At 57.8% G+C, this 12,492-nt stretch carries 10 protein-coding genes and 1 tRNA gene; 3 read left to right on the plus strand and 8 right to left on the minus strand.

Translation table 11 applies throughout. The features are described from left to right. Nucleotides 1-42: 42 nt before the first annotated feature. The 3 genes from SH292x_RS05190 (at nt 43) to SH292x_RS05200 (ending at nt 2,912) form a co-directional block, all read left to right on the plus strand. Nucleotides 43-1,041: a sugar phosphate isomerase/epimerase family protein gene (locus tag SH292x_RS05190; protein WP_442484524.1), complete on the plus strand. Its 999-nt coding sequence runs from the start codon at nt 43-45 to the stop codon at nt 1,039-1,041. An 81-nt stretch (nt 1,042-1,122) separates the two neighbouring features. Beyond that, nucleotides 1,123-2,478, plus strand: a complete 1,356-nt coding sequence (locus tag SH292x_RS05195; protein ID WP_442484525.1) for a DUF1570 domain-containing protein — start codon at nt 1,123-1,125, stop codon at nt 2,476-2,478. 360 nt (nt 2,479-2,838) lie between these two features. After that, nucleotides 2,839-2,912 (plus strand) — tRNA-His (locus SH292x_RS05200). A 310-nt stretch (nt 2,913-3,222) separates the two neighbouring features. Here the strand turns inward: SH292x_RS05200 and SH292x_RS05205 are convergent. The 8 genes from SH292x_RS05205 to SH292x_RS05240 form a co-directional block, all read right to left on the minus strand. Continuing rightward, complete coding sequence (locus SH292x_RS05205; protein WP_442484526.1) at nt 3,223-4,215, minus strand: DUF6807 family protein; 993 nt, start codon at nt 4,213-4,215, stop codon at nt 3,223-3,225. A gap of 191 nt (nt 4,216-4,406) precedes the next feature. Further along, a complete protein-coding gene (locus SH292x_RS05210) occupies nt 4,407-6,140 on the minus strand; it encodes a sodium:solute symporter family protein (protein ID WP_442484527.1) in 1,734 nt (577 codons plus the stop codon). Beyond that, entirely contained in the window at nt 6,128-7,306 is a 1,179-nt protein-coding gene (locus SH292x_RS05215; protein ID WP_442484528.1) for an oligogalacturonate lyase family protein, read from the minus strand. The genes SH292x_RS05210 and SH292x_RS05215 overlap by 13 nt, the downstream gene beginning before the upstream one ends. After that, nucleotides 7,306-8,322, minus strand: a complete 1,017-nt coding sequence (locus tag SH292x_RS05220; RefSeq protein WP_442484529.1) for an amidohydrolase family protein — start codon at nt 8,320-8,322, stop codon at nt 7,306-7,308. Before SH292x_RS05220 ends, SH292x_RS05215 begins: the two co-directional genes overlap by 1 nt. 71 nt (nt 8,323-8,393) lie before the next feature. Next, nucleotides 8,394-9,374 (minus strand): dihydrodipicolinate synthase family protein, encoded by a 981-nt coding sequence (locus tag SH292x_RS05225; protein WP_442484530.1) that lies wholly within the window; start codon nt 9,372-9,374, stop codon nt 8,394-8,396. A 100-nt stretch (nt 9,375-9,474) separates the two neighbouring features. Continuing rightward, entirely contained in the window at nt 9,475-10,755 is a 1,281-nt protein-coding gene (locus SH292x_RS05230) for a Gfo/Idh/MocA family protein (RefSeq protein ID WP_442484531.1), read from the minus strand. A gap of 115 nt (nt 10,756-10,870) precedes the next feature. After that, complete coding sequence (locus SH292x_RS05235) at nt 10,871-11,320, minus strand: carboxypeptidase-like regulatory domain-containing protein (RefSeq protein ID WP_442484532.1); 450 nt, start codon at nt 11,318-11,320, stop codon at nt 10,871-10,873. Then, on the minus strand, nt 11,304-12,338 hold the full coding sequence (locus tag SH292x_RS05240) for a DUF1559 family PulG-like putative transporter (protein WP_442484533.1): 1,035 nt from the start codon (nt 12,336-12,338) through the stop codon (nt 11,304-11,306). Before SH292x_RS05240 ends, SH292x_RS05235 begins: the two co-directional genes overlap by 17 nt. Between the last annotated feature and the right edge of the window lie 154 nt (nt 12,339-12,492).

Genomic DNA, 12,492 nt, shown 5'->3' on the forward strand with positions numbered 1-12,492 from the left:
AGAACTAACCACCAACTCAACTACCAAGGCGAAGGATCACGAATGTCTCGACCGGTTACGCTTTTCACGGGCCAGTGGGCCGATTTGTCTTGTGAGACGATGTGCCAGAAGGCTCGCGACTTTGGTTACAGCGGGCTGGAGCTGGCGTGCTGGGGCGATCACTTTGAGGTCGACAAGGCGCTGAGCGATTCTGGCTACATTCCTGCCAAGCGCGAGCTACTCGACAAGTACGACGTCGAGTGCCACGCGATCAGCGCTCACTTGGTTGGTCAAGCGGTGTGCGACATCGTCGACCAGCGCCACAAGAGCATCCTGCCGCCGCACGTGTGGGGCGATGGCAATCCCGAGGGCGTCAACAAGCGAGCTGCCGAAGAGCTGATGAACACGGCTCGCGCGGCACAGAAGTTCGGCGTGTCGGTCGTGAATGGTTTCACGGGATCGAGCATCTGGCACCTGCTGTACTCGTTCCCCCCCGTGCCCGAATCGATGATCGAAGCGGGCTTTCAGCAGTTCGCCGATCGCTTTAATCCGATCCTCGACGTGTTCGCCGAGTGCGGTGTGAAGTTCGCGCTCGAAGTTCATCCTACGGAAATTGCCTTCGACATCTACACGGCGGAGAGAGCGCTCGCAGCGGTGGATCATCGTCCCGAGTTCGGTTTTAACTTCGACCCCAGTCACCTGCACTGGCAAGGTGTCGATCCCGTGGAGTTCATTCGGGCGTTCCCCGATCGCATTTTCCACGTGCACATCAAGGACGCGATTGTCACGCTCAACGGCAAGAGCGGCATCCTGGCGAGCCACCTGAACTTCGGCGATCCTCGCCGCGGTTGGGACTTCCGCTCGCCGGGCCGCGGCGGTGTGAACTTCGAGGAAATCATGCGTGCCCTGAACCTGGCGGGCTACGCGGGACCGCTAAGTGTCGAGTGGGAAGACTGCGGCATGCAGCGGGACCACGGTGCCCGCGAGGCGGCGGAGTTCGTTCGCCGCATGGACTTTGCTCCGTCGAACGTGCAGTTCGACGCGGCGTTCGAGAAGGAGTAAGTACAGGCGAACGTCGCGGGTCCGATTATGCCGATTAGTCGGGCGCGCCGTTTCCATCGTGCCCATAGTAAAATGAAGGAGATGAAACGCCCCCGCCACATTTCGTGTCTGCTCTCGCTCTTCGCTGCACTTGGTGCAGTGTTCGCGAGTGCTGCCCACGCGAAAACGGTGGAAGAGATTCGCACGGAGTGGAAGTCGCTGCGGAGCTACGACACGCTCGCCTGCGGGCAATTCGTGCTGGTTGCTCCGGATGACTACTCGGGCACCGAATCCACCAAGCCCGCCGAACCCGAACGAGCCGCAAAGCTATCCGCTCTCGCGCACGAAGCCGCGAAGCTGGGCGAAGCGGCCCTCGCGATTCGGCTCGCCACCGAAGCAGTCGCCGCGGATCCCAACTGCGAACCTGCAAGACTCGCACTAGGGTACGAGAAGCACGACGGTCGCTGGCTCACTGCGTACGGCATCCGGATGGCGAAACGTGGACAAGTGTGGAACTCGAAGTACGGGTGGATCGACCCCGCGGACGTTGCACGCTACGACGCGGGAGAACGTCGCCGCAATCGCCGCTGGGTTTCCCAGGGGATCGACGCGGCGGAGCACGCGGACATTGCCAAGGGCTGGACGGTTCGCACCGATCACTTCAACGTGACGACGAACCATAGTCTGGAAGCGGGCGTGGCGCTCGCAGGGAAGCTGGAGCAGCTTTACCAAGTGTGGCTGTCGTTGTTCGCGGACTTCGCGATCGACGACGCAGAACTCCGCGATCGCTTCGAACGCCACCGCGTGCCGGGCGTTCGCTCGCGGCCGTTTCAGGTGGTTTACCATCAGAATCAGGATGACTACAACAAGCACCTCGTCTCCCGTCAACCACGCATCGCCGAGACGATTGGCATTTACTTTGATCACCAGCGCGAGGCGCACTTCTTCTTCAGCGAAGAGTTCGAAACCGACCCCACGTTGTTCCACGAGTCGGTCCATCAGTTGTTTCAGGAGTCGGGCACCGCACGGCGCGATCCAGGTTTGCGGGACAACTTTTGGGCGATTGAGGGCGTGGCCACCATGTTCGAGTCGCTCTCCGAGCAGCGGAGTGACGATGGAGATGTTTACTACACGATCGGCACGCCCGAAGCTGGTAGACTGCCGGCCGCTCGCAGGCGACTGCTGGACGAGGGCTACCGCGTGCCGCTCGCCGACCTCGTGACGCTGGGGAAAACCGACCTCCAAACACGTCCCGACCTCGCGCCGCTCTATGGTCAGATGGCGGCGCTGGCCACTTGGTGGATGCAGACTCCCGAGACTCAGCAGGAGTTCGTCGAGTACCTTGCCAAGGTCTACGCCGGCGACGCCGAGCCCGCCTCGCTAGCGGCTCTGTCCGGCAAGGCTTATGCCGCCTTGGATGCCGAGTTTCGCGAGTTTATGGAGCAGTTGCCTGAGTAGCGCGGGGGCGGTCGGGCCTCATGTTGCCTAGCCAACGGGGCCTAGATTGGGTATGACTGTAGAGTACGAATTCCCTGAACCTTACCCACCCGCGAGGGTCCTAATATGAACTTCCTGGCACACATTACCCAAGTCGAAACCCCCACGCTAACCGCGATGTTCCTGCTGGGACTGGCCTTGGGCGTCGTAGGGACGTTGATCGCTTCCCGCCTGTGGGTGCGATAGCGGGAGGACGCCGGGTGCGGGGAAATCTAGGCGATTTCCGCCGCTTGCCCAAGCGGCCTATTTCGAGGTACGATTTGGGAACGCCGTCGCTCCCGCGACGCGTCCCGCAAAGGGTGCGCAAAACGCCCCCGCATGGTGGCTGTAGCTCAGTTGGTTAGAGCGTCGGATTGTGATTCCGAAGGTCGGGGGTTCGAGACCCCTCAGCCACCCTCTCTGTTGGGGAAGACTTACGTCATCTGGGCTCCACTTTCCCCAGCGTAATTGACACCTAATCTGATACGCCTCAGGGGCTTGCGGGGCGTCGTATCGCAGGATGCACCCAGTTGAACAGGGCAGGTCAAGACTGGTTGGAAGCCGGTTACTTTGCTCGGGGCGGAAAACCAATCGAGGCGATTTATTTTGCGATCCTTTTTCCCTCAGATGAGGATCTGCCGGTCCTGTCGAGAACTTTCTTGGGTGGCGAATCGCATTTGAACTCGCTCACACTGCAGACGCGCCACGCCTTCGCGCGATCCGGCTCTAGTCGCCCGCGTGTGAAACGTATCTCTTACAGGCCCTTGCAACGTCGGCGCCGTTGTCTCCCGCGCCGTTGTGAATGAGAATGCCGTACCTTAATCGCAAGGTCTCTCCCGCGGCGACTACCACCTTGCTAGGTTCTCCCTTGCCGAACGCAGCTCGGCCGAAAGGATTTGCGGCCAATAGCCCATAATCGCGCGCGTGAAACCAACTTGGGCGAAAGTTCTCCGGGTGGCATAGGAAGGCAATGCCCACCGGCTCGCCATCCACCTGGCCCGAGTAATCACACCAAGGTGCGGTGGTTCCCCAAATCTCTTGCGATCCCTTTCGCTTCGTCGCGTCGAGAATGTGCCCAGTGCCCGAGACTAGCCCTTTGTCGGTCGAAGGATCGGCTCGCAATGCGGTCGCCGTGCGGAAAGCAATACCCATTTCCTCCTGATCGCCGAACCACATATCCTGGTCCGAGGAGAAAGTTGAATCCCACAAGATGATGTAGCCTGATTCAACTAAGAGGAATCGAATCTGGCACAGTTCGACAGCTAATTCTTTCTGCAAGTCATGTGGATCAAGGTAATGGTTACGAACCGCAAATGACCCTTCTTTCTCTCCACCCTTCGGCGTACAAAGCAATTCAGTACGAACGGTAGCCTGGTTGCGCCAGTAATCCGCACCACTCAAATCGCCGAACGACATCCAAATGCCCGGATGATACTCTGGATGGTCTGCCAAATCTTGATCGGCGACGGGAGGATGATTGCGGGTGACCTGTACGCCATTTAAAGCACGCACGTTGCTCAAAAAAGGGCGTGGAATTTTATTTCCGTTGTACTCGTAGAGCGCGACTTGCTTGCCGGCGATAAACACCGGAATGCGCCCCGGTGTGGCTCCGGGGAAATCTACGATCGGCTCGGTGGCGCTAGCGATACCGCTGCCGGCTAAGAGTATGCCGATAACAAGAATCTCGATACGACATGGTGTTGAGAAGGCGATGGACATAGGAGCTTTTCTCGGTATCGTGTACGGATCGGTTGGTGAGAACAAGTAGTAAGCGGGGGATTCTGCCTCATTGCTTGGACCGATCTGGACGGCCTGGATGATTGCACCGTAGTGGAATTCGCCCCAGCCCGGTTTCTCCCCTTGAGAAAGGCTAAACGGTAATTAGATCTGCATCGGCTCGGAGATTCCGTTTACCAGATAGTTACGAGGAGTACGCAGCCGCCGATTAGTACTACGACTCCCACCCAGGACAGGGCGAAGCCGACGACGGTGGTGACCGAAGGTTGGGGGACTTCAAGGTCAAATGCTGTTACAAGCATGGGGCGCTGATTCGGGGCGACGCCATCAGGAAGTTGGCAAGGCAAGTCGATAACCTCACCGGGATGGATGGGCGTCTTCGTCAGGTTGTAATACAGATCGAGCTGCTCTGAATTGACACGTGGAGTGACGAGACTCACTAGGATGCCAGAAATGAGCCCAGCGCCGAGATAGCCAGTGATGAGCCAGGGCTCGTAGAGCGCAGCGCTCTCGCCGGTGCCAGTTACGAAATTCAAGGACTCGGCCATTGGCAGTTCTGCCGCCCAAGCGACGAAGCTCGGACGTGTTCCAACCCACCAGCCAGCAAATCCGGCGATAACGCTGGCCCAAGCACCGGCTACGGTTGCTCGGCGCCATAGCAGGCCTAACCAGAACGCGATTCCCATCATCGGGACCACCTTGTACCAGATCTGGAGAGCGGGTACGACACCTTCGACGTAGTACGCAAAGGCGACTCCAACGGCGACGACTCCCATCGCTGCTAGGCGGCCGACTCCGATATAGTGCGCTTGCGAGCGATCGGTGATTATCTGCTTGTAGATGTTCTCGGTAAACAACGCCGATGAGGAGATCATGAAGGAGTCACAAGAACTCATGATGCCGGCCAGCAGGCAAGCAATGAACACGCCGAGCATACCTGGCATTAAACCGGGAAGGAATCGATAGGCGATGTCGCCGTAGACAGCGTCTGGGTCCACTTGCGAAAGTTCGACTCCGCTTTGCAAATACCATGCGACTGCGGCCAGCGCCGTCACGGACCACGCTACGGTGCAGATTCGTTTGAGGAAGTTGCCGGCAACGAATCCGACTCGACCCTCCCACTCCGTTTTACCCGCGGCACAGTTTCCCATCACGCTCGGCAGGGCGACGATCAGGAAGAGCGTGTTTATCGATAACGCGGTGATGTAGAACACGCCGATCTCTCCGGGTGCGATCAGAGATAGCATGCTGCTGCCAAGATCGGCACCACGGATTGTATCGAGAGCCCCGCCCCAACCTCCGACTTCGCTAAGCACAACGGGTATCAGCATGAACGAAAAGAACATCGTCATAAGTCCTTGGACGACGTCAGTAACGATGGCACCGGCGAGGCCACCGGCCATGCCGTAGAAGACGAAAAGCACCGTGACAATTGGTATCGCCCAGCCTGCGTCAACAAGGCCGCCGGTTCCGGATTCGATCAGGGCACCAGCCCCAACCAGCATCAGCCCAATCTTCACCGCCATACCGGCTACGCCTACCACTGCGAACAAGGCGGCGACACTTCGATCGTAGCGCAGAGCGTACACATCGGCGGTGGTGACGGCTCGGAAGCGGCGCATGATCGGTGCGATGATCCAATAGAACGGTGTCACGAAGAGGAACATCCATTGATACCAGATGCCCGAGAGCCCGAATTTGACGGTCGCGGCAGCGACACTCACCGCCTGGTCGGACGCAGTGCCTGTCCCGAAGGCATGGAGTACCATCGCGGTGATGCCGAACTTTCGTGGCATGAAGTAGTCATTGGTGCTTTGAATTCGGCGGCCCATCCAAGCCCCTAGCGCGGTAATGCCGATCAGATACACCACTAGCACGATCGCATCAATTGCACTCAACCCTGACATACGGATTCTCCGTTTAATGATTTGGCTAGGATGGCCTCGGCACCGACTAACTGATCGCCGCCACGCGACTCGAGACTCAATTCCACTTCATGCACTTGAGCGATGCCCGAGCTATCGGACGTGTAAACAATTTGTCGACCATCGGGAGAGAACTGTGGGTGTGGATGGGTGTGTTGCGGCGCGTACACATTCGTAATTCCGTCATCGTACGGGCAATGGGGGGTGTCCCAGTGGTCGCCCTTGTTGCTTGCTCCGGGGTAACAAATAAGCTGGCGTGTACCATCTACCTCTCGCGGATCGAAAAGACTTATTCCGGCATCGGGATTTCGGGTGTCTGTAATCATCATCGTACCGCATCGGCTGATCATGGGATGCCACGCGTTGAAGCGCGAAATCCATCGCGTGTGACCGGTGTCGGCGTCGACTCCCATCACCCCGTGTGGCCAGATGACGGTGAGGATCTCGCGGCTAAGAGGCCGCCATGTCTCGTGGACAACCCACTCCTTGGCCGCGACGTCTCTTTGATACACTAGCTTTTCACGCGCCCCGTCGCGACGGATCACCCAAATCCTCTCGGTGTGAGGACCTGCGAATCGAAGCCAGCCGCTGTCGTCGGGGTGGAACTGCGGGTGTCCGATGCTTTCGTGCTCGGTAATCGTCTTTTGATCGCCGTTCAGTGTGTTAATGACGATCAAACTCGCCCGGTCTTGTTGTTTGACTGCTAGGGCCCACCATGCGTCGTCGCGGCTAACGGTTGTAGTCCCCATTGCGGCACCGACCATGCCGCGCTCGCGAATTGTCGTAGCTCCCCAGTCCGCTAGTACTTCTTCGCGTAATGATTCTGTGTCGGTCCGACACGCCTCGGCACCGGCTGTGTAGTAGATGTAGCGGCCGTCGTGCGAAGGGTGTAGCGACCATTCATTCAGGTCAGGTCGGTCGGTCATTTGGACCAACTTGCCGTTCTCGCGAAGCTCGGCGAATACTTGCGGCGTGCCGGTGCGGTGCGAAACGAAGTACAGCCTTCGCATCGCGTCGTCATATGCTGGTAAGTAGTAGAAAGGGTGATGATGGATGGACGGATGGCTGGTCACGCGACGTACGGTCGCACCAGAGTGCGAATCTCGAAACGTCGTTGCTTCGCTCGGGAATAGTTCGCCTAGTGCCATTATTGGAGACCAAGAATTCGTTGCGCATTTCCGAACAAGATGGCGTCTCGGGTGGCGGGAGCGATTGTCATTGCCTCGATCGCCGCAAGTGTCGATCTAATGTAGCCCGGTCCACCCTCGGGATCAAAAGGCATGTCGCTAGCGAAAAGCAGTCGTTGCTCGCCAAAGAAGGACAAGCCACATTCAATGGCACCTTGTGATCCGAAAGACGCCGAGTCGGCGTAAAACCTACTGAACCTATCGATGGGGGGGACTGCGCGATCCACGCCCACGAGTTCAGAGAGTTCGGGCGGATTGCGAGTACCCATCATTCGAAGGCCCGAATCCAGTCTGCCTTGCATCATCGGCAGGACGCCGCCGACATGATGTGCGATGATAATGGCGTCCGGATGTTGATCGAACATGTCGGTGAATGCGAGCCGAGCCATTGCCAATGAAGTTTCGTAAGGCCATCCGAGCGCCCACCACAAGTCGAATTTGGAGTAGGGCTCGGTGCGATAGTCGGAGTCCTTCATTGTCCGGATGGGATGCAACCAAAGGGGGCGACCCAGAGACAGCAGATGCTCGACGATTGGATAGACTATTGGATCGTCGAGAGGTCTGCCGTTAACGTTACTGTAAATCTGAAACCCCACGGCACCCAACTCTTGCAGGGCATACTCCGACTCAATCACCGCTCGGCCGTGGTCCAGCAGTGGAACCGCGGCCACAAAGCCCACAAAGCGTTCGGGATGGCGATGAACCCAGTGTGCCATCGCCGTATTGCCAATGCGAGCGAGCTCCGCGGCCTGTGCGCCGCTAGCCAGTTGATCGACCGACGGGGATGCTAGGCTCAGAACCTGACGGTATCCGGGAAACTCGTCCAATACACGCAAGCGAGCATCGATGTCTACCAGCGCGCGGTTTCGCAGTGCCCGGCTAAACATCCAGGGCACATTCTCGCTCAAACGTTCTACTGCCTCGCAGAAAGTGGTGGGCAGGCAGTGGCAGAAAATATCGATAGGGCCCAGGGGCATGGACGAAGCTTCTCGTGCTTAGCGTATCCGGACGGTCAATCTGAAGCGGTGGTGTCTGCGCGGACGGATACTTAAACCCGGCTGATATCGGCCTCGGTGACCTGGGTTGGACACACGTAGCCAATTCCCTCAAGCTGGGTTCGAATGTTCTCAATATCCGAGTAATCCAGAGGCCGAACCGGGCGTCGGCAATGCGGGCTAGGAAAACGACCCATGAGCCATCGGGCCACCTTCATGCGTTGGTGTGCACCACATCCTGGCTCGCCAAAGTCGTAAATGATGCGCGCTAGCGGAGCCACCGTTTGCTGGGCCATCTTGGCGCGTGGCAAGTCACCATCGAGTGCCGCGGTGACGAGGTCGACCATCAACTCGGGAGCAAACCCTGCGAAACCGATCAGGGCACCGTCGGCAGCTTCTAGCAGTGTTGGTAGGAGGAACTCATCGTGGCAAGTGACAATGGGAACGTGAGGTGCAGCCGCTTTGAGTTGCTCGTAGTCATACAGCCAGCGAGCCATATCCCGAGTGCCCATTTTGATCATTTTGACCTGTGGAATTTTTACCATCTCGAGCATTTCGTCAAGGCTGTAGCCCGCATTCGTCCAAGCCGGGTACTGATGGATGACGATGGGCATATCCGCGCCATTCGCCACATCGGCGATATAACCTACCGCCTCACGGAAGGTCCGGCCGAATCGCAGCCAGTGGTGCGGGGGCATCAACAGGATTGCATCGGCCCCCGCATCTTTCGCTGCGAGCGCGTGATCGATGCCTTCGAGGCTTCCTTCGGCAGAAACGCCGGTAATCACTTTGACATCGCGATCGCACTGAGCGACGGCGCGGGCAACGATCTGCGTGACTTCGGCGCGCTCATCGGGACGAAGCCCCATGATCTCGCCGGTGTGACCATTGCATGTCACTCCCTTGATGCCATCATACGAAGCGACCTCCAGCGCATATTCGTGCAGTCCTTGCTCGTCTATGGATTCGTCGTCGTTAAAGGGACAAAGAAGAGCGGGGAATACGCCGGCCCAGGGATGATCGTTCCATGCCATGTATCTAATTCTCCAATACGGAAGACGTAGGGTAAGTCGCCTGTTTAATGAGTTGGATCGTGCCGAGTCGCTTCCGACACCTTCTAAGGGCCGAAGCTAGTTACGCCAGTTCGGGGATACTCCAATGCCCGCCTTCGCGGTACTTCCGACCGAGCATCTGATTCCCTTCGTTGCAGTTCACAAATTGCCTAGTCTTTGTATCGAAGTGCAACGTCTGCCCAAGGAAGGTGGAGATATTTCCGAGATGAACCACATCGGACGTCAGTTGGGCAACCTTCGCGTTCGCCTCCGGTTCGTTGCCCGACCTGATGCAGTCGACCCAATTGCGTTGGTTATCGCCGACCACGGCCTTTAAGGGTGCATCAATTTTTACGTCCACGCGCTGCTTGCTCTCATCTCGCACTTCGATCTTCCCCCGCTTGCTGAGGAAGATGGTCCCGCCAGGCCCCCAGAACTCTGCTCCCGAGTCGACGTTGTAGGGATGGTTGGTCGACCAGAGCCTTTGTTCGTAAATGAACATCTTCTTGCGGCTATCGGTGGGGTTGTCGAATTCCATCGTTACCTGCTGCGTGTCGGGGAATTGCTGTTGATCGTCGAAGAAGTACTTTCCGCCTAACCCCGCGATTTTGGACGGATGGCCCTCGACACCGAGTCCCCAGAGGGCGTAATCGATTTCGTGAATACCGTCGTTTCCCATCCCGCCGCACCCAAAGTTTCGCCACCAATGCCATGAGTAGTGGAATCGATTTTCCTGGTACGGCAGCCACTCGGCTGGACCCACCCAGGTGTCGTAGTCGATTCCGGATGGCAGGGGGCCTGGCTCGGCGTGCCCGATATTGCTGCGTAGTTGCCAGTTCCAGCACTTGGCGACTAGTACGTCACCAATTAGCCCATCCTTCAGTAGGCCAATAGCTTGCTGGATCCCGGCCGACGCACGGCTCTGCGTGCCATGGGCCAAGACGAGGCCACTGCGATCAGCGGCCTCACGGAGCCATTCCCCTTCATGGATATTGTGGCTGAAGGGCTTCTCGACGTAGACGTGCTTGCCGGCCTTAAGCGCCAGCAGCGCGGCCGGCACGTGCCAGTGGTCGGGTAAGGCAATGATTACCCCATCAACCGTACCGTCGTCGAACACGGTACGAGGATCGCTCGCCGTCTTTGGCTTGAGCTTAAGCTCGGCTGCAAGAGCCGCCGTCTCGCTTAGGCGGTTTTCATCGATATCGCATAGGTAGACCAGTTCGCAGTTGTCTAGCTTGCTGAGTTCGCTCAGATGAGTCTTGCCTTGATTGCCGCAGCCGATAATCGCGATGCGAACTCGATTGTTGGCATTAGGAGTCTTAGCGAAGGCAGGAACGGCGACCAAACTACCAGCGGCACCCATCGCGACTGCTTGTACGAAAGAGCGTCGGGTAAAAGCAACCGGGCCGGATTGGGTGTTTGACTCATGCATGGGAACAGATAGGATTGGGAGGAGAGTTGGAATATCTAGCGAGTGCTCAACGCGCTTCAACCTTAACTTCAAAAGGTGGGTTGCTGCCCGTCTCAACGGTTATTTGCAGTCCCGAAGTGTCAAACGCTGAGTACTTTGGGAAAACCACGGGCAGCTTGCTGGGCTCGTCGGGATCGCCGCGGTTTGGCGGACTGGCGACCGCGACCTTATGGACCCCCGCGACCGCACCTAAGGGGGACTTGGAGTCAATGGCCGCCTGTCCTTCGGTGGCCGTGCGAACTTCAGCCACACCATCGTCCCCCGCTTCTCCGCGAGCGATCAGGTTGGTGTCCTCCGATTTCAGCGTGACAACGGCATGTGGAATGGGATTCCCGGTCCCATCTAACACCTTGACCTGGATGGGATAAGTCTTAGGCCCATCGCTGCAGCCGCACATGACCAGTGCGACTGCTCCGACGGCCAGCACAACGACCAAGTGTCTAGCGTGCAGGATCATTAATGATTTCTCCGTCATCACGTGCTGCGTAGCGATAGTACGCGACTAGGTTAATATCGCTCTGAATGCTCTGAACACTGCCATCACACAGCACGAAAAGTGTGGTGCCTGGGTGTTCGCTGCCGAACAAGTCGTTCCATCGGTTCACGCCGTCGTCTGGTGAACCGGCTCCGCCGTATTCGGCGGAGGGGGCAGGGGGATAGCTCGGCATGCTGGGATTGCTTGTCAGCAAGTTCAAGTTGGCAGTGCCAGCTGCGCGGATGAAACAGCTAGGGTAGTCGCCGTTATAGATCGAATCGTCTCTCCCCTCGGAGCCAAACTCAGACCGCGGCACCTGCTTCTCACCCGCCAAAAAGGTATTGCTGAGCCCATCGGTGATCCGCTTGAAACTGACTTCGTGAACCACCACAGCTTTACCATTCGCATCCCTCCGCCACTTGTTAAGGTGTGGAGTTACAATTGCGCCGCGAAAGTCGGGATAACGTGCTGGGTCTTCTGCACCCAGGCTAACTGCAGGTCCATCAGGATTAATACCGCCGGTGCAGCCAGCGTAGTCACCAGTCCGGCCTTCGATGGCATAGACGCCTACTCCCACACGTGCCATGCCTCCCTCGCCCTCTGCGGATCGGCGACTGGGGCAGTAAAATCCGCCCACGGCGACAGCCCGAGCCTGCCGGTTGGTAGCGTGGGTGTACCACTCGCCGAAATTCCAGAGGTCGTGCGCGCTTCCCTGTTCAAGGAACGGCATGATCAGCGCAAACCATGATGGATGCTTGTCGTAGTATCTTCCAGGTGGGAGGGCCTTAAACGTATCGTGATAGTTTTGGCCAGCGAGTCCAATCTGCTTAAGGTTGTTAGTGCACTGAGTACGTCTAGCAGCTTCGCGTGCTGCTTGGACCGCAGGAAGTAGTAACGCTACTAATATTCCGATGATGGCGATAACTACAAGCAATTCCACAAGTGTGAAGCCTGCAGAAACTGTGAGACTTCTAGTCTCGATGCGTTTCTGTTTTGACACCGTGCGCCTCCTAGATTAAGCGTTAGTAGAGATGAGAGGTGTGGGGACTAGACTACGCGTACGAAACAGGCGAAGGAGTTAATGGTGGCGACTGCCGTTCTATTGCTGCTGCGCGCCCAGCGATCGTGACACTATGTCGCGCCACTGGTTGCTA

It is taken from the genome of Aeoliella fuhlenseeensis (genome assembly GCF_052161615.1).
GTDB lineage: Bacteria > Planctomycetota > Planctomycetia > Pirellulales > Lacipirellulaceae > Aeoliella.